This window comes from Microcoleus sp. AT8-A3, from assembly GCF_036705675.1.
In the GTDB taxonomy this organism is placed as follows: Bacteria; Cyanobacteriota; Cyanobacteriia; order Cyanobacteriales; family Microcoleaceae; genus Microcoleus.
In genome coordinates this window covers 1-18,087 of record NZ_JAUBVD010000043.1, presented here as the reverse complement: position 1 = coordinate 18,087, position 18,087 = coordinate 1, and the positions used below count along the sequence as shown (strand labels likewise).

Here is an 18,087-nt window from a genome sequence, read left to right as displayed (position 1 = left end):
GTGAACCATGAACAGTTGTTATAAGGAATACTCTGAAAATCCCCGTGTTTTTAGACCGGGGAGTGTCAATCCAATCGCGTGACTGAACAAGGCAAAAGTTAAAAGTGAAAAGGCAATCGTCACTAAGTAAACATGGATTGTCTTTCTTTTAACTTTTAACTTTTAACTTCTAAGTTTTTACTTTTGAGCTCCGAGTCGTTCAGGAAGGCGGTCAAGCCTCAGCAAATCCTGGTAAGTTTCCCGCTGTATAATCGTGTTAACTTCCCCATTTCTCACTAAAACCGCTGCCGGTCGGGGTACTCGGTTATAGTTAGAAGCCATACTGTAATTGTATGCCCCTGTGGCCGTAACCGCGAGGACATCTCCGGTCTGACACTCGGGCAATTTGGCATCTTTAATCAGAACATCGCCTGATTCGCAGTGTTTCCCAGCAATTGTCACTGTTTCCGTTAAGGCAGCAGACATTTTACCGGCTGCGAGGACTCGATAAACTGATTGATAGGTAATAGGACGCGGATTGTCCGACATCCCTCCATCCACAGCTAGATACGTCCGCATTCCCGGAATGACTTTTTGAGAGCCAACGGTATAAGCAGTGACGCAGGCTGTACCGACGAGCGATCGACCCGGTTCGCAAAGCAATTTTGGTAATGGCAATTGCTGCCGCTCGCAAGCTGCTACCACTGCGGAGCAAATTGTACGAGCCCAATCTTCAATGCTGGGAGGATCGTCCGCTTCAGTATAGCGAATGCCCAACCCACCGCCAATATTAATTTCTGTTGCTGGCAAACCATAACTCTGTGCTTTTGTCAAGGCCTGAATTATGACTTCGGCTAAATCGTCATGGGGTTGCAGTTCAAAAATCTGAGAGCCGATGTGAGCGTGTACTCCCACGCAAAATAAGGACGGCTGTTGGCTGATGAAAGTAAATACTCGATCGAGCGAGTTGGGATCAAAGCCAAATTTACTGTCGATTTGACCCGTCTGAATGTACTCGTGGGTGTGACACTCAATTCCTGGAGTAAACCGCACCATAACTCGTGTCGGCCCACCTGTGAGGCTGCTGACACCCAATTGTCCCAACTCTGCTAGAGTCTCTAAATCCCGCCAATTGTCGGCTACGGTAATGCAGCCGCTTTCGACAGCTAGCCGCAGTTCCTCGCGGGACTTGTTGTTACCGTGGAAGTAGATTTTGTCGGGACTGACTCCGGCTTGCAGTGCAGTGTAGATTTCTCCGGCGGATACGACATCTATGCCTAAACCTTCGTCCGCTGCGATCGCGCAAACTGCCAAACAACTCCAAGCTTTAGAAGCATAGAGCACTTGAGATTCGCCCGGATAGTAACGCCCGAAAGCATCCCGGTACTGGGTACAAGCCGCCCGCAACGTTTCTTCGTCTAAAATATACAACGGCGAGCCAAATTGCTCCACCAAAGCTGTCACCTCGCAGCCTCCGATTTCCAACCGATCGCTGCTGTTAACACTGGCTGTCAGCGGTAACAGTTCTTGATTGGGCGATCGAGTTTGCAGAGCTTGTTGAGACTCAGACAGATACTTAAGTCCCGATTCCACCCCGAAAGATTGAGTTGATACCATCGCGCAATAACTATCCTTACGGTCTTTCCCAGTGTACAATTGACGGCAAGCAATTGGGTCAGTTGCCCCCAGATTCATTCCGCAAGCAGGCTGACTGACTGAGACTCGATCGAACTGGAGCATCCTTGCAGTGAGTAATGATCAAATCTCAAATCTCAAATCTCAAATTTAAAATCGACTGTGCGTTTTCTACAAATTAAACATCTCGCTGCAGAAGACCTCAACAGTGCAGTCGAACTCGATCGACTTTGTTTTGGGGGACTTTGGGCGATCGAAGGTTACAGGCGCGAGTTAGACAGTCCTAACAGCGATTTATTAGGTCTTTGGACATGGGAAACTGACGACTGTGAATCAGCTCAAAACCGGGCGGGCACGGAGACACCGCCCCTACAGATTCCGCCAACTCTCATTGGTATCGGTTGTTTGTGGGCGATTTTAGAAGAAGCTCACATTATCATGCTGGCAATTCATCCTCAGTTTCAAGGTCAGGGTTTGGGACAAGCTCTGCTTTTGGCTTTGCTAAAATCGGCTTGTGAAAGACAATTAGAACGGGCAACCTTAGAAGTGCGGGAATCGAATTTAGCCGCAGTTTACCTGTACAAAAAGTTTGGTTTTAAAGAGGCTGGACGGCGCAAGCGATACTACGAAGACACCGGAGAAGATGCTCTGGTAATGTGGCGCAGCGGTCTGGAAAAACCGGAATTTCAGCAATATTTGACGGTTGAGAAACGGGAGATGTGCGATCGGCTGCATCAGAAAAACTGGCATTTGGCGATCGACATTTTTGAGTTGTGAGCATGAGGCTCCAGAAACCGGGTTTTTTACGACCATACTTCATTGCCACCCGCAAACTCGATAAAAAACCGGTTTCTTTTGTCGGTATTCAAGCACCCATGAGGCTTCAGAAACCGGGTTTTTTACGACCATACTTCATTGCCGCCCATAAACTCGATAAAAACCCGGTTTTTTTGGTCGGTATTCAAGCACCCATGAGGCTTCAGAAACCGGGTTTTTTACAACAATACTTGATTGCCGCCCGCAAACTCGATAAAAACCCGGTTTCTTTTGACTGAGATTTTCACAATATCTCCTAATTTTGGCTAAAAACTCTAGTAAATTTACGGTATCAAATACGGCAAAAAAGCTTTAATGTCTATCCCAATATGTTGTTTTCGTTAATTGCTGCTACAAACGAAAACAAACTCGCTGCTGTGGGTCAAGCCTTTCAAAACAGGAATATCTAATGAACATAAAATATGGACTGACCGCTATCCTGGGAACATATTTAATATCCACATTAGCAGGAGCGACCGCTATGGCAGCCACAATAGGAGGCACAATCAAAGTCAACGTCACTGGTGGCGACTTCGCGGGGGTCTACACGGGTGACTTTGCCTACGACGATACACATCTGACCAAAGTCGGCACAGAATTAATGACCATAAATGGTGGTGGTGGAAATGGAATTATACCGGGACTGTTATCTATGAACTTTAGATTTCTGGACTTTGCTACTGGCTTAAATCCTGTCACCTACACAGCCGATGATGTTGATGAATTTCCAGACTATCCACTTTTGTATTTAGAGAACGGAATTCCCACTCAATTTGCCTTCCAATTTTTTTCTACATCTGGAAATGACGGACTTATGTTCGGAGATCCCAGGTCATTTAATTTCGCCTTGCGAAATGGAACTATTGGAGGTGATGGGATTGTGAGCTTAGAAATTACTGAACCTACTACTGAACCTACTCCTGTACCGGAGAACTCCTCCCCCGTCGCCTCATTGTTGGCCTTTTTGGGCTTGGGTGCAGTTCACTTCTGGAGAAAGTGGAGAAAGGGAAACAATTAATCATCTTTACTAACTTAACTTGAAGCATGGCGTAGATATAATTACTGAGATTTTCACAATATATCCTAATTTCGTATCCGCTCAATAATCCGGGGTAAATCGCTCAACGATGCACATCAAAAGACGCAAAATCGTTCCTGAGTGGGTAGTCCGCCCCGAATTATTGAGCGGATACCTAATTTCGCCTCGGAAACTCTAGTAAATTTACGGGTTTACAATACCGCGAGTCGGCTTTAATGTGTATCTCAAGATGTTGTTTTCGTTAATTGCTGCTACAGACGAAAACAAACTCGCTCTTGTGGGTGAAGCCTTTCAAATCAGGAATATCTAATGAACATAAAATATGGACTGACCGCTATCCTGGGAACATATTTAATATCCACATTTCCAGGAGCGACCGCTATGGCAGCTACAATCACAGGCACAATCAAAGTCAACGTCGTGAACGTCAACGATCCCGACTTCGCGGGTCGTGTCTACACCGGTGACTTTGCCTACGACGATACACATCTAACTAAAGTCGGCGAGGAGGTCATGACCATCAATGATCGAATTATACCAGGACTGCTATCCCTGAACTTTAGATTTCTGGACTTTGCTGATGGCTTAACTCCTGTCACCTATACGGCCAGTGATGATTTAAACTTCCCAGACGCTCCCGTTTTGGCTTTTGAGAACGGAATTCCCTCTCAATTTGGCTTCCAAGTTGCTCCGGGAAATGATGGCGGAGTTTGGGGTGGAAATAACGGATTTATGTTTGTAGATCCTGGGACATTTTTTTTCGTCTTGCGAAATGGAACTGTTTCAGGTAATGGGGGTGTGACCTTAGAAATTAACGAATCTCCTCCTACTGCTGTACCAGAGAACGCCTCCCCCTTCGCCTCATTGTTGGCTTTTTTGGGCTTGGGTGGAGTTCACTTGTGGAGAAAGTCTAAAAAGGCAAACTAATAATCATCTTTACCAACCTAACTTGAGAGGAATAGACAATGACATCGATAAATACTCCGTTTTTGGTAACAGGTGGCGAAACTAACAGACCACCTACGAATGCTTTTAGTCCAAGTCAGCGTCAAATAAATATCCGTGCGCCCTTCTCCGTTCCCTCTGCCGAACAATGGACTGGTGAAAAAGTATGGCTGCTGATTCCTGGTTTCACAGCGCCCAGCGATTCTTTTGATGCCACTCTAGCCAGAGCCATCAATAATGCTAACCCAAACGATATAGTTTTAGCTCTTGACTGGACTCAAGTGAGCGGCACCCCAACAAACAATGCAGGAGCAGGGATCGCTCTAGGAGACCTTTACAGGTCTGGTTCCTGGATTACTCCAGTGGCAAACGCAGTCCGAGACAAACTTGTGGAGTGGGGAATGCCAGCCGCAGCACTCAATATTGTTGGTCATAGTCTTGGTGCTCACCTTGCCAGCGAACTTGCCGCCAGTTTCAATACCCTAGGTGGTCAAGTTGGTTCGGTTACAGCCCTTGACTCAGCATCAAATACTGCAAGATTCGTGAGTCCATACGATACAACTAATGGCTTCGATACTGACCTATCAAATGGATACGTATTAGATAAAAAGGGAGGAATTGCAGACCCCATCAAACGCTTAGACCTTGGTGCTGCGGCTTCAAGAAGAAGTTTTAATGGCATCAGTAGTGTAGCGGGAAATGAAGCTCAAGCTGGAACTGCCAGGGAATCTTTCCTTTTTGACTTCGGTACCACTGCGAACGATCAACACAGCCGTGTCGTGACCGCCTACACAAATTTGGTGACAACTAATGCAGCCGGTAATTCTCGTTTAGCCACCAATATTCTGGGTCTGGATGACACGCAGGCCGATCATCAATTTCGACCAAACTTCTATAGAGGGGATTCTTTTAACTCTCTTCAAGTGCATGAAGGAGTGATTCCGGTTGATGCTCAAGATAATCCTTTGTTTCTGGTTGCTGCTAAAGCTGCTGGCGAAATTAACGATCGCTTCATCTATGGGACTAACAGAAACGACGTATGGGAGCATCCCACTTTTGCAGTCAGTATAAATACTCAGACAATTGTCTGGCTAAGCTGATGGCATAATATAAAGCAGATAAATTACCATAATCCAAGTTCGCATGACCCCAGAAGAACAGCAGAAGATCAAAATAAATCTCCAAGAAATAGCAGAGATCCTTTATAAGAATACCCCAGTAGACAATCTACAAAGCTTTGAATCCGTAGAACTGAGTGTGAGGGAACATTTAATTGAGACAGTAGCACCAGAAATTAGCGGTTTTTTTTTCACTCGGCGGGGGGAAAAGGTTCTGGTAGAAAAAGAACCATAAAAAGTTGTGTAGGAGAAATAACTATATCGAGTAAACAAGCCCAAAGGCTGGGAGTAAAGAAGGGAAGTCGTCTGAGTCCTAATTTGGAAAAATGTTGTTTATTATTAGTGGGAAATGAATCTTTTGCCAATGCAGAGAGAGACCTCAAAATGTTGACAGGAATTTATGTACCGCACAGTACACAACATCGACTATTAGAGCGTTACGAATTCTCCTCGCCTCAAGCTACGGAGCAAGTAGAAGCATTGAGTATAGATGGAGGAAATGTCAGACTGAGAACTCATGAAGGAGAAGAAAGTATTTGGAGGAACTATAAGGCGGTTAAGGTACATAGTCAAGTAGGAGCAGCCTTCTTCCAAAATAATCCAGAGTTAGTAGCATGGGTAAATAGCCAACCTCAAAGTGAAGCGATAACCTGCTTGGGGGATGGTCATGATGGGGTGTGGAATCTGTTTAAGCAAATTGGGACTATTGAGAAAAGAAGAGAGGTACTCGATTGGTATCATTTGATAGAAAATCTACATAGAGTAGGAGGTTCGCTCAAACGACTGAGGAGAGCGAAGAACCAACTGTGGCAAGGAGCAACAGTTGAAGCTATAGCTGAGTTTATAGGAGTTAGAGCTAAAGAAAGTAAAAATTTCCAGAATTATCTCCGAAAACATCAGTCAAGAATCCCAGATTACCAGAATTATCAACAGCAGGGTATTGATATTGGTTCGGGAGCTGTAGAGTCTTTAATTAAACAGATTGGATCAAGAATTAAGATTGTAGGTGCACAGTGGAACGAAAAAAATGTGCCTCAAATTTTAAGACTGAGATGTGCATATTTAAACAACGACATCAAGCTCGGTATTTCTGCTTAGTTAAAAAGCGGGATGCTCCCACGACGTATTAACAGGGACTGGGATTTTTGGGAAATATTACAACAACAACGGCAACCATACTTATTATTTTGGGGATGGGGACGATATTGTCTCTGCGGGCACTGGCAATGATATCATCTTCGGCGGGAATGGAGTTGACGCCCTTGGTGGCGGAGATGGAAATAATCTGATCTTTGGTGAGGCGGGTGGTGATTTTATCACTGCTGGCACAGGGAATGACACCATTAATGGCGGGGCTGGAAATGACAACATCAATGGCGGAAATGGTAGGAATACCATTCGCGGTGATGAGGGTAATGATTATCTCACTGGTGGAAACGGCATCAATATCTTGTTTGGTGGTTTGGGGAACGACACTCTCGCAGGTGGTACCGGTCAGAACATATTAAGAGGTTCAGAAAACAACAGTTTGTCTAGTGCTGAGGTAGATACTTTAATTGGCAACAGCGGTCAATCTCTTAACACATTTTATATTGGCGATAATACAAGAAATTGGTACTCAGTTGCTGGCGGAAATGATTATGCCAAGATTGTTAACTTTAATGCAGACACTGACGTAATTTTGGGTGGCGTGAATATTGAGGCGCAAAACCTCATCACTCAAACTTTTCTCTGGGCGGGAAGTGAATTGATTGCAAAGATTGACGGTCTCTGGGCTTCGCAAATGCAGTTCCCTGTAAGGATATTTTAGGCTTGACCTTTCTCCGGTATTGCAGAGGCGGCTGTGATTCGTTATACTTTGCACCGTCATAGACCGTGCTTTTTCACCAGCCCCAAGAATTGTAAAATTGCCACAATATGAACACTTTCATCATCCTCATAGGGAATCAACCTTAGCATTTGACGAAACATCTGCCTGCGCGGCCATACTTACCGCTTTGCTTCGCGCTTCGATAATTTGACCGATCTCGCGCCCCAAGCTTGGTTGACGTTCAATCATCGTATTTACAGCATCTGAGTAGACGACAAGAACTTGCAAATCGTCAACGGCGACAACCGATACCGGACTCGGTTCCCCACTAAACAGCGCCATCTCGCCAAAAAACTCACCACTCAAGATAGTCATAACCTCCAACTCCATGCCCAACTTGTTCGTGACTGTTACCTTAGCCTGACCCGCAATGATAATGTACAAAGCATTACCAGGCTCGCCCTGCCGGATGACTTTCTCTCCCGCACCAAACTTCTGTAAAATAGTTCCCTTAGTTAAGTCATCCAAATTTTTTGCCTCTCTAGCTAAAGGCATAAATCCGGGAATTGAATGCAAGCTTTGGGCTAACTTACTGGAAGCGCTATCTGCCTTATCAGCAACTTCCACAGCATAGGAGTATCGGTAGCGATATAGCGTCAGGTTGTTTCGCTGCGCTGCGTACCAGATTCGTGTCATAAATCGATCGAGTATCTGCTCCATATCTTCAAAGTTTTCGATAAAAAACTCCACCTCATAGATAATTGCAGTCTCATCATAGGATGTAGTTTTGCTCTCAGGTTCGGGTTCGGCTAATATCCCCTGTGTAGCCAAAGCTGTACTTAGCAGTACCTGCTTCACCAGGTTAGGGGGGCTATCGTAAGAAAAGCCAATATTGATACGTTGGTTGTAAATGCGTTCTGGTTGGCTGTAATTATGAATTATTTCTTTTCCAACAAATTGATGGGGAACGATAATCACCTGCCGCTGGAGATTTAGCAGGCGAACAGAGCGCCAATTGATATCAATTACCTGCCCTTCGATATCTCCAATTCGCAACCAATCACCCACACTGAAGGGGCGTTCTAGAAGCAGCGCAATGCCAGACATGATGCTGCCTAGTGTGTCCTGAAGCGCCAAACCGATCACGATCGAACTCACGCCCAATCCCGTAGCAAGACCAGCCAAATCTGCACCCCACACCACCGCCAGCACGATCGCGCTTCCCACAAGCACCAAAAACAACCTAGAAAGGTCGATCAGCAGTTTGGGCATCCGTGCCCGCCATGTATTTGCCTCAGCTTCTTCAAACAAAATTACATTAAACAGCGAAAGAGAAGCGTAGATAACAGATATCCAAAACAGCGTTGCGACGAGCTTTGCAAAATTCCCGTCAACGTCAAGCCTCACGACATTCCTGATTAAAACCATCAGCATTAAGACTGGCAGTACGAGGTTTTTTACAACCTGCAGCGTAGCCGCCAGCGGTCTACCGCGCCTTTCTAGATGATAAATAACCTCTCCTAGTAAAACGACCAGGAGTGGGAACCCTAATCCGACAATTACCGCCCAGGTTTGCCAGTCATTTGAAAAGCTTAAATTACTCATAAACTTCTTCCTCTCGAACACTTACGGTCAGCTTAGAAGTTTTGACTTGCCAAGCCACTAGCTTTTCTTTTCCAGGTTCTTGAATTTCACCAACCAGCTCAAAATCGTAGAGATCGTGGAGCCGCGAGCAGAGGTCTTGAGAAACTAAGATTGTTCCTGGCGGACAAGCCGACTTCAATCTATTGGCAATATTTACACTATCGCCCCAAACGTCGTATAGCAATTTATTTTTACCAATCACGCCTGCAACCACATCTCCTGAATTGATACCGATCCGCAGGTCTAGATGTAAGTCTTTTTCATAACTAAATCGGCGGACAAACGACAGCATTTCCAAAGCAAAATCTAGCGTGCGTTTGTCATGATCCAGACGCGGCATACCAAGCCCGCATACAGCCATGTAACCGTCACCAATAGTTTTAATCTTCTCTAGACCGTATTTATCTGTCATTTCATCAAAGCCTGTTACCAGTTCATTCAGCAAGCGAACAACCTCTTGAGGCGACATTGATTGAGTCAGTTTGGTGAATTGGTGGAGGTCGGAAAACAAGATCGAGACGTTAGAAATTTGCTCGGCAATTTCTCGATCGCCCTGTTTGAGGCGTTTGGCGATTGCCGGACTAAATATACTTAAGACTAATGCTTCATTTTCGCGATTTTCGCGATCGATTAGTTGAGTTTCGGCGCGAAGGCTGCCTATCGTTTGGTTAAATGACTTAGCTAAGTCTCCAAATTCATCTTGCGAACCCGATTTGACCACGGCATCAAATTCTCCAGCCCCCACCAGGCGGGCGCTTTTGATTAAAGTATTGATGGGTCTGACAAAGATTGAGGTCAGCCACATGGCAACAAGGGTGATTAACGCGATGATTAAAGTAGCGCCAATCAAAACTTTTTTTTCAAACGAGTGAATTGAGGCATAGGCTTCAGAAACATCCATCTCCGCCAAGATCACCCACTTCAATCCATTAATCTCTAGTGGAGCATAAGAACTCAAAACTGGAATATTACGATAATCGTCGATCGCCTCCGTGCCCTGTTTCCCAAAAAAAGCTTCCTTCACTGCTTTGGTTTGCACTTCCTGTAGGAGGATTGTAGTATTGAACTCTTTGATTTTCTTGACAGTCTTTTCATCAGTGCCGATCGAGCGTAGAGTTTTTGCATGACCTTCTGGGTCTTCAATCTGGAAACGAGACGCAGAGCGCATTAAATAATCCGACCCAACCAGATAAGTTTCTCCTGAATCGCCCAGACCATTTTTTTTCCAATTTTTGTTGCCAGTCATCACATTGTTAATTTTGTCAACGGGAAGCTGGAACGCCAAAACACCAATGAATTGGGAGTCGTTAAAGATTGGGGTAGCGATAAAAGCCGCAGGCGAACCGTAGGAAGGGCTGTAGGGTTTGAAATCTACTATTTTCACATAGCCCTTTCCATTTGCTTGTCGTGCCGCGGCGATCGCGGATGCTAGGTTACTCTCGTTGTAGGGGCCGTTGGTGAAGTTTGTGGTAAAGTCAGCTTCTTTAAAAACCGTGTAGACAACAGTTCCTTCGGGATCGATCAAAAACATATCGTAGTAACCGTATTTTTCCACTATATTGCGAAAAATACGGTGGTAGCGGGCGTGAGCGCGGCTGTAAGCGCTGGCGTCGCCTGGATTGTCAAGGAGAAGTTTTTTGCCAACGGGGTTGGGGTTAGCAGCGATGTAGTGGTACTGCAAGTAACGGGCAGCAGTTGTTTTTGGCGTGTAGGATGCCAGAACGGGGGAACCCTCGTTAGTTCGCGTTAGTTTAGTTAAAAATTCTGTCCGGTAGAAGGTATCAATTTTTGCGTCAAAATCCGCTGGTACTGTTGATTGTTCAAGTTGGCGGTAGGCTGTCTTGAACTCCTGCATGGCACCGACGACTGTTAGGTCTTCGCTTAAGGTTTGGCTATGGTGGTAAAGGCTTTGAAAATAATCTTGGATTTGATCAGTTTTGGCCGCCCGAAGGCTGGTTAATTGGTTGAAGACTTTTTCGGTCAGAGTAGCTTTCCCACTGCTAGAGCATATATAGGTGGTGGCGACCATAGCGCAAACGCTGACTACCAGCAACATAACTATGAGTTTTGTCTTTATACTTAATTGCTTAAATAATTGCATTTGATTTTTCCTAATCTTCTTTGCCTAATTTATTTTATGTTTAATAAATTCAAGAGTAATTTCTCACCATTAGTAGCGATCGCATTTCAGTAAGCCAAAGCTTTTCTACTCACGGTGTCGTCACCTTGAGTAGAAAAGCAGACATGAAGGTCAAAAACAAGCTGGGATCAATTTATTTGTTTGTGGCCTCATCTTCCAGAGACTTATACTTCGATCCATCAGGCATAACAGCACCTTCGAGCAAAGCACCACTCAGGTCAGAAATGCTAACTTTAGCACCTTTGAGATTTGCACCAGTTAGGTAGGCACTCTTCAAGTTTGCACCACTCAAACTAGCATCTCTCAAATCGGCACCACTCAGGTTCGCATGACTTAAATCTGCACAAATTAAACTAGCATTACTAAGATTCGCACTACTAAGATTAGCCTGAGTCAAGCTAGCAAAACTCAGTTTTGCATGACTTAAATTTGCACCACTAAGTTTAACCTGACTGATATTAGCATTATCTAAATTGGCATAAGTCAAATTAGCATTACTCAAGTCGCTTTCCATCAAATTGGCTTTACTAAGATTGGCATGAGGAAGATTAATATCTACTAACTCCGCACCAATAGCATCCAAACCTCTAAGAGAAACACCATCCTCATTCAAATCTTGGAGTGCCAGAATTCTGGCATAGCTAACTTTTACGCCGTGTGCTGCATCAACTATACTCCAAGCTTGGTAATGAAATTGCTTTCGGCGATCGGGTGCTTCCTTAATGAATAAAATTAAAGCAACGACAAGACTGAGAGAATCAACACTCTCCAAAACTTCTCCGATTAGAGAATTATCATCCGCCCACACATAAATTATGATGAACAGAATGGCTGAAACACTAGCCACTAACCAGGCTGGTTGCGTCCAAAAATTATCAATGAATTTTTCTAAAATTCCTTTGAGAACTTCACCCAATCGCTGAACGAATGATTGACCTTGAAATTGCTGATAACTCTCAGTTATTTTCGAGATCATTTTGGGGATAATTTTACCATCCAACTGAATTAATCCTAAAGGCTTTTTCTGTTCCTCGGTTGGCGGCGCGATCGGCTTAGATTCGTTCAGTAATTGTGTCTTTGATTCTTTTGGCTGATGGTGGGTGACATCTTTTTCATCTGGGACAACATTGGGTGTAGAAACAACAACTGCGCCTTTTAGCATCAAACCAGTAATTGTTCTGTAGGCATCTGTCCATGCCAGGTTTACTTCGGGAGTCCAATCTTCTTGGAGATACTGCTCAAAAGTCATCAGCAGTGCGTCTCCAACTGGCCCATAATATTTGGGGATTACCCCATAGCCGATGTGTCTGCCTCCCAAGGCATTGAGAACAGGCCCTAAAGCTTCTGGAGAGCGGAGATTTTCTACTACCAATACCAAAGCATTAAGGAGCTTCTTCTGTTGTATTTTTATATCGATATGGGCAAACAATGGTTTATATTCTGGGTGAGCGATGAAGAGGTTTTCGTAGAAGCTAGCGGCAAATTCATCAGCACGAGGTTTGATTTTATCAAAACTGCTTTCCAGTACCTCTACGGCTAATTTGGGCTCTTTTTCTGGGACTGATTCTAGTTGGTGATTAACTCCTATAGTCACCGGTTCGTCTGGAATTATCTCTGTTTCTAATTGAACTTCTTCAGGTGTCGTTTCTACCCCAGCGCCTTTTAACATCAAAGCAGTAATTGCTCTGTAGGCATTTGTCCACGCCAGCTTTACTTCGGGAGTCCAATCTTGCTGGAGAGACTGCTCAAAAGCACTCAGTAGTGCTTCTCCAACTGGGCCGTAATATTTGGGAATTACTCCATAACCGATGTGTCTGCCTCCCAAGGCCTTGAGAACTGGCTCCAAAGCTTCTGGAGAGCGGAGATTTTCTACTACTAAAACCAGAGCACTTATCAGCTTTTTTTGTTGCTTGGCCATATCAGTTGTGGCAAACAGCGGTTTCAACTCTGGGTGAGTTGTAAACAATTTTTCGTAGAAGCTAGCGGCAAAATCATCAGCACGAGGTTTGATTTTATCGAAACTTTGCTCTAAAACTTCAACATTTAAAGACATATTTTTGTTTCTCTTTTGAAAGGTGATGCTCCCTTGTCTAAAGACCGGTTTTTTTAACTATCCGGCTCTGATGAATGCTTTTAATAGAGTGTTGGAAGAGAGTTTCTGTGTTCACGCCAGGGCAAAATATTACAAATTCAAATTTTCCAATTCTTGAGACACCATAGCCATAAACTCACCTGCATCGTTGATGCCCATTTCTCCTAAAGCTTTCCACTCTTCACTGCTGTAATCTAAATCGAGTCCCATCACCTCTTGAGTCCAATAGGGCAAATTAGATGGGTTTTCCATTAGCTCACAGGTGATCCTTAAGATTTCTGTTCCGCTCATCTTTTTTCTAACCTTTGTGGCTAAGCAAAAGGAGAACAATTTCGCCAAATTACTTTCTGGTGGAATGGCTATTAGAAATGCCATATTTTGTGCTAGTACAAACTTGTCTAACTTCATTGGATATTTTCCTCGTTTTTCGATATTCAAGTAAGCTTTTTTGGGAGATGACGGAGAGCAAGTTCAGGAATTACGCAAAAGTTCACATAAACCGGGTTTTTCCACTTGGATAAATAGCCCAAAAGCCGAATTTACGTCAAAGAACCCCGGTTTATGTGTAAGTCCTAAACTTATGACTCTCGCTGAAGATCATAAATCAATTGCCAGAAGTTTTGCTAGAAATTTTCTTTCCTATAGCCAAACCCGTATTTATGGCAGAGATTTCTCAATTGTACCGAGAGTCCAGGAGGGCCGCAGAAATATACGTCAACTTTATTGGGCGCGTGTTGCTGCGCTATATCTTGAAAAATCTCCTCCCAGTCTGGACGACCCGTTTGTGTACGGCTCTTTAAACCTGTAATCAAATCAACCTGCGTTTGGGAATGCATCAAATCCATTGCCACAAATAGGGTGCTGGATTTCATATCTGACTTTTGTTGGGCACCTGTCAAATACAAATTAATGTCAAATAGGTTGTTAGTGTCTTGGGCTTCGATTCTGGATAAGAGTTCAACAAACCATTCAAATGCTTTTTGCTCTCGGTTGAGCCAGTAAAAATGTACCTTTTGCAAACGCATTCCTGAAGAACCGTGTTGGCTTCGGTACAGCATACTTTTGAGAATAGAGGCAAATGGAGTTACGCCAATACCCGCACCGATGAGAATAGCGTACTTAGATTCAAAGATATGGGTACTTGGTGTCCCATAGGGCCCATCTAAATGGACAAGCACTCCAGGCTCGTATTTAGAGTTACCTGACCGTATCCATTGCTCGTGCTGTTCTCGGAAAAGTTGATATAATTTTCCAGTCCAACTGCCCGCAGAGCGTATGTGTACAGATAAGACATCCTGCATTTCGGGGGCGCTACTAATTGTGAATGGATGCCATTCATATTTGGAGAGACTGGGACATTTAACAAACACGTAGTCCCCTGGTTGATAGTGGAAAGATTTAGGACGTGCAATTTCCAAACCTAGAACTTTGGAGGGGAGTAAAGAGGCATTAACTACATAGGCAGGCTCTTTTGTATTCTGGCGGCGAATAACCAGTTCGATCGCAAATCCCACAACAGGTAACAACACCCACTGCCAAAAAACTGGCCCGTGAACTAACGCCAGGGCAAACCACACGACGTACAACATATGAGCTGTATAGAAAAGCGCAAATTTTCCGCCTTTGCGGATTGGAGCTTGCGCTGTCACCCACATAACTGCGAAAACTAGCAGTAATAAAAATCCTGACAAGCCAGCCTTCGTTGCAAAAAGACTTTGTGCAAAGGGAACCGGCAATGTGGTGTAATTGAGAAAATGCGCGATCGTATGGACGATCGCAAAGGCAAACATGAATTGACCTACGAGCTTGTGAAACTCGATGCCCTCATCTATCGGCAGATAGTTGTTGATCCTCGTTTTGCGAAGCCAAGTCATAAAATGCCGCAGCATGGGAATTAGGATCAATGCCCCGTTGAAGTTGAGCGCTGCGCCACATCCCCGCGCAATTTGAACGTACACATTTGCGCCTAGACTTGCATATCGATCGACAGCCCCAAAGAAAAGAACCAGATTGGCAATAAGATAGAGGGACAAAAAAGCGATCTTGACCCAGTTGTTTTGAATATAATGCTTGATGTACGCCTTTGGCGACCTTTTCTCTTTGGGCGCAACTGCTATGGCGTCGTCGTCTGGCTGGCGAGGTTTTAACCAGCTAACGGGGCTAACTGCCATCGCCTCAAGCAGATCGGGATGCTTTCCGATTAAACCTTTGAACTCTTCAAAAGAAATTTCGCCACTTTTATCGGTATCAGCTTCTAAAAACAAAATGTCAACCAGACCGATAACTTGTTCCGGCGGAAAGGTTAAATTGTTTTCCTTTAAGCTAGCAGCAATCAAGTGAGAAACTTCGTCTTTTTCGATTGAGCCATCCCCGTTAATGTCGTGCAATTGATAAGCAAATTTTAGTTTGTCTTCTTCGGTTGCAAAGACAAGTTCCTCTACTGTTTTCAGAAATTCATCGAGGTCTATAACGCCACTTTTATCGTTATCAAACATCGAAAACATTCGCTCGGCAAAATATTCATCTTTCAGCCCCATAGCTTTCTTAAACTCCGAGCGATCGATTTGTTGGTCTTTTCCACCAATCTTGGTAAAGACTTGTCGCAATTCCTCTAAAATTTTTCTCGGAGTATCCATCGTGAGATTAACCTCGGTTTTTTTTGTTTTCCAATTTTTCGCCAGTTATGGAGCCAGCTAAAACTATCATTCTTGCATTACTGTATACAGCAGTCGGACAAATAAGCATGACATCATTTTTCAAATTTGAATATGATGTCATGCTTATTGATCCAAAGTTTAGATTTGAGCAACGTTAAGGTTAGCAACCAACCCATACGTTGATATGTACTCTTCTAACTCCGCTAAATCAACACTGCCATTTTTATCGGAGTCAAGAGTATTAAAAAGATAATCAGTGATGTAGCTTCTGACTTCTTCAGAGCTACGTTCGCCTGTTGTCATATCTTCGATTAGCCCTAACAACTCCATAATCTCAGTTCGTTCTAGTGCCTTACTTCCATCCGTATCCAATTGCAGGAAAAGCTTTTTGATATCTGCTGTTGCCACTCTCGAAGAACGCAGTGTTTCTCTCAGTATGTCATTGCCAAATGAATTCATGAACAATATCTGTTCGATGAGTGGTATGCAGAAGAACCCCAGCGCTGCCCAAAAAATTGCATATCTTACGGCTTCTGGATTTGCAGTTGTACTAACTCCGATGAAAAGAGCCGCCCAAAGGAAAAAGTTTGGATTCACAAGCAGGATGTAAGCATCACGAGCTTCTGCCTTGCTAAGCTTGCCCTTTGTAAATGCTGAGGTTAATACAGCCAAAACCCGCATTGAGACAAAGACCAAAGTTGCCAATGCTAGTTGTTGCAGACAAGCGAGCGAGCGATTCGGATCGGTTGAAGAAAATAGATCCGAAATGAAGGTTGATGGAGTAAACTGAAAGCCTGTTGCCAAGGCCATGAATGCGACAGCAAGCACTCCGATGAATTTCCAGTTTTTACTGTGGTGGTTTGATTCAACCGGGGATTTGTCGCGCCAAAACTGGGCGATCGCACCCGGTATTGCCAGACCTAAAATTAGAATAATGCCGAAAAAGATCAGGCTGTCAACGTTAATGGGTAAATTGGCAACCTTCAATGTAGCCAGAAGCGCCAGTGGAGCAACGATTGATAGCGTTCTTGACAAAAGAGCCGACGGATAAAGATTACCGCCCCAAAGCACGGATAAAACTGGGGAAGTAAGGGCTGGCGGAACCATCCAAAACAGCACCCACAAAACTTTGTACAAATCCGCTTCAGTCTGATACAAAAATCCAGAAAATATTAAAAATAGCCCAACTGCCCATCGCACTGCCATCCACCCGTAAACGAGATACTTCACAGTTGAAGTTACTTTGCGTTTACTCGCTGCAAAGTCAATGTCTAGGTAGGTATAAAACGTTGAGGCGGCAAGACACGCAACGATTATTGCTCGAAATAGGACTGACGGAATCCCTGCTTCTGAGGTGATGATTGCCCTTGCCAAGCTTCCCAGCAAGAAGGCGGTGGCATAGATCAAAATCGCCCACATAATTGAAAGATCGTTGATCTCTTTACGCAGGGAAGCAGCACCGCCGGATTCCTTGTCGCGAAACTTGACGAGATCCACACCGCTGAGAGCTTTACCATTGGGGAGTTTTAGGTGTTTATAAGCTGTCGGCGGTAGACCGCTTAAATAAAGTGCTAGAGGCTCCAATACATATTGGTGGCACACTACTAGAACTGTTTCACCGCGTTCCAAGTGCGGTACTATTTTGTCTTCGTAGAAACGGGCAGCGCGAGAATAAACTTGGGCAATCTTTTCGCCAGCCGGGGGTGCTTCGTTGTGCGAGTGCAACATTTCCTCAAACCCTTCGTAGCCCAGTGCTAGACGCAGCAAATTTAGGTTGCGACCCGCAAAAATGCCAAAGGATTTTTCGCTAATTCGATGGTCGATCTCAACCGGGGTATTTGGCGACTTTACTGCTTGACTTTCAGCAAGGGCGATTTCACAGGTTTGCCGTGCGCGTCTCATGTGGGAGACATATACTGCGTCAAACTTTGTACCTTTTTTCTTGAGGTCAACACCTGCACGGCGTGCCTGCAATCGGCCAAAGGATGTGAGGTCAACATCCAGAACTCCTGCAAAAATATTGCGTTCGTTACTGGTACTTTCACCGTGCCGAATAAAGTAGACACGTCCTAGGTGTTCTGGATTGAATTCTTTTGGTGAAGCTGCAGAGGTTGTTGTAGCTGCATCGTGGAATTTACAGCGGTTTTCGCTGTTATGAGGTACAATCAATAATAATGAAATATCATTATGTAATCAAAGCTAATGAAAGCAT

At 44.3% G+C, this 18,087-nt stretch carries 14 protein-coding genes; 7 read left to right on the top strand and 7 right to left on the bottom strand.

Translation table 11 applies throughout. From position 1 onward, the window contains the following. Positions 1-177 precede the first annotated feature (177 nt). Positions 178-1,596: a diaminopimelate decarboxylase gene (gene lysA, locus QUB51_RS21815; protein ID WP_333259468.1), complete on the bottom strand. Its 1,419-nt coding sequence runs from the start codon at positions 1,594-1,596 to the stop codon at positions 178-180. Positions 1,597-1,776: 180 nt separating this feature from the next. Between lysA and rimI the strand changes: the two genes are divergently transcribed. The 7 genes from rimI (at position 1,777) to QUB51_RS21780 (ending at position 7,342) form a co-directional block, all read left to right on the top strand. Then, complete coding sequence (gene rimI, locus QUB51_RS21810; RefSeq protein WP_333259318.1) at positions 1,777-2,391, top strand: ribosomal protein S18-alanine N-acetyltransferase; 615 nt, start codon at positions 1,777-1,779, stop codon at positions 2,389-2,391. A gap of 2 nt (positions 2,392-2,393) precedes the next feature. Next, entirely contained in the window at positions 2,394-2,669 is a 276-nt protein-coding gene (locus QUB51_RS21805) for a hypothetical protein (protein ID WP_333259315.1), read from the top strand. A 242-nt stretch (positions 2,670-2,911) separates the two neighbouring features. Then, positions 2,912-3,448, top strand: coding sequence for a hypothetical protein (locus QUB51_RS21800; RefSeq protein ID WP_333055493.1), 537 nt, complete (start codon positions 2,912-2,914; stop codon positions 3,446-3,448). A gap of 402 nt (positions 3,449-3,850) precedes the next feature. Beyond that, positions 3,851-4,396, top strand: coding sequence for a hypothetical protein (locus QUB51_RS21795; RefSeq protein WP_333055492.1), 546 nt, complete (start codon positions 3,851-3,853; stop codon positions 4,394-4,396). Between the two features lie 38 nt (positions 4,397-4,434). After that, entirely contained in the window at positions 4,435-5,514 is a 1,080-nt protein-coding gene (locus tag QUB51_RS21790; RefSeq protein WP_333259311.1) for a hypothetical protein, read from the top strand. 43 nt (positions 5,515-5,557) lie between these two features. Then, positions 5,558-6,630 (top strand): ISKra4 family transposase gene (locus QUB51_RS21785; RefSeq protein WP_333212875.1). Its coding sequence is split into 2 segments (ribosomal slippage): positions 5,558-5,726 and positions 5,726-6,630, totalling 1,074 coding nucleotides; the frame shifts between segments, so codons are not numbered across the junction. A gap of 43 nt (positions 6,631-6,673) precedes the next feature. Continuing rightward, positions 6,674-7,342 (top strand): calcium-binding protein, encoded by a 669-nt coding sequence (locus QUB51_RS21780; protein ID WP_333055956.1) that lies wholly within the window; start codon positions 6,674-6,676, stop codon positions 7,340-7,342. Between the two features lie 126 nt (positions 7,343-7,468). Here QUB51_RS21780 and QUB51_RS21775 read toward each other — a convergent pair whose 3' ends face one another. The 6 genes from QUB51_RS21775 to QUB51_RS21750 all read right to left on the bottom strand — a co-directional run bounded on the left by QUB51_RS21775 (position 7,469) and on the right by QUB51_RS21750 (position 18,044). Further along, entirely contained in the window at positions 7,469-8,947 is a 1,479-nt protein-coding gene (locus tag QUB51_RS21775; RefSeq protein ID WP_333055954.1) for a mechanosensitive ion channel family protein, read from the bottom strand. Continuing rightward, complete coding sequence (locus QUB51_RS21770) at positions 8,940-11,087, bottom strand: adenylate/guanylate cyclase domain-containing protein (protein ID WP_333259307.1); 2,148 nt, start codon at positions 11,085-11,087, stop codon at positions 8,940-8,942. Before QUB51_RS21770 ends, QUB51_RS21775 begins: the two co-directional genes overlap by 8 nt. Positions 11,088-11,259: 172 nt before the next feature. Then, positions 11,260-13,179 carry a globin domain-containing protein gene (locus QUB51_RS21765; protein ID WP_333055951.1) on the bottom strand — a complete coding sequence of 640 codons (1,920 nt, stop codon included), beginning with the start codon at positions 13,177-13,179 and terminating at the stop codon, positions 11,260-11,262. A gap of 129 nt (positions 13,180-13,308) precedes the next feature. After that, complete coding sequence (locus QUB51_RS21760) at positions 13,309-13,626, bottom strand: hypothetical protein (protein ID WP_333055950.1); 318 nt, start codon at positions 13,624-13,626, stop codon at positions 13,309-13,311. A 215-nt stretch (positions 13,627-13,841) separates the two neighbouring features. Then, positions 13,842-15,854 carry an EF-hand domain-containing protein gene (locus QUB51_RS21755; RefSeq protein WP_333259302.1) on the bottom strand — a complete coding sequence of 671 codons (2,013 nt, stop codon included), beginning with the start codon at positions 15,852-15,854 and terminating at the stop codon, positions 13,842-13,844. 159 nt (positions 15,855-16,013) lie between these two features. Further along, complete coding sequence (locus QUB51_RS21750) at positions 16,014-18,044, bottom strand: histidine phosphatase family protein (RefSeq protein ID WP_333259299.1); 2,031 nt, start codon at positions 18,042-18,044, stop codon at positions 16,014-16,016. Between the last annotated feature and the right edge of the window lie 43 nt (positions 18,045-18,087).

Excerpts from the sequence above, each read along its gene's own strand:
- lysA (WP_333259468.1), bottom strand. The coding sequence starts at position 1,596 with ATGGTATCAACTCAATCTTTCGGGGTGGAATCGGGACTTAAGTATCTG.
- QUB51_RS21805 (WP_333259315.1), top strand. The coding sequence starts at position 2,394 with ATGAGGCTCCAGAAACCGGGTTTTTTACGACCATACTTCATTGCCACC.
- QUB51_RS21800 (WP_333055493.1), top strand. The coding sequence starts at position 2,912 with ATGGCAGCCACAATAGGAGGCACAATCAAAGTCAACGTCACTGGTGGC.
- QUB51_RS21795 (WP_333055492.1), top strand. The coding sequence starts at position 3,851 with ATGGCAGCTACAATCACAGGCACAATCAAAGTCAACGTCGTGAACGTC.
- QUB51_RS21790 (WP_333259311.1), top strand. The coding sequence starts at position 4,435 with ATGACATCGATAAATACTCCGTTTTTGGTAACAGGTGGCGAAACTAAC.
- QUB51_RS21775 (WP_333055954.1), bottom strand. The coding sequence starts at position 8,947 with ATGAGTAATTTAAGCTTTTCAAATGACTGGCAAACCTGGGCGGTAATT.
- QUB51_RS21770 (WP_333259307.1), bottom strand. The coding sequence starts at position 11,087 with ATGCAATTATTTAAGCAATTAAGTATAAAGACAAAACTCATAGTTATG.
- QUB51_RS21765 (WP_333055951.1), bottom strand. The coding sequence starts at position 13,179 with ATGTCTTTAAATGTTGAAGTTTTAGAGCAAAGTTTCGATAAAATCAAA.
- QUB51_RS21760 (WP_333055950.1), bottom strand. The coding sequence starts at position 13,626 with ATGAAGTTAGACAAGTTTGTACTAGCACAAAATATGGCATTTCTAATA.
- QUB51_RS21755 (WP_333259302.1), bottom strand. The coding sequence starts at position 15,854 with ATGGATACTCCGAGAAAAATTTTAGAGGAATTGCGACAAGTCTTTACC.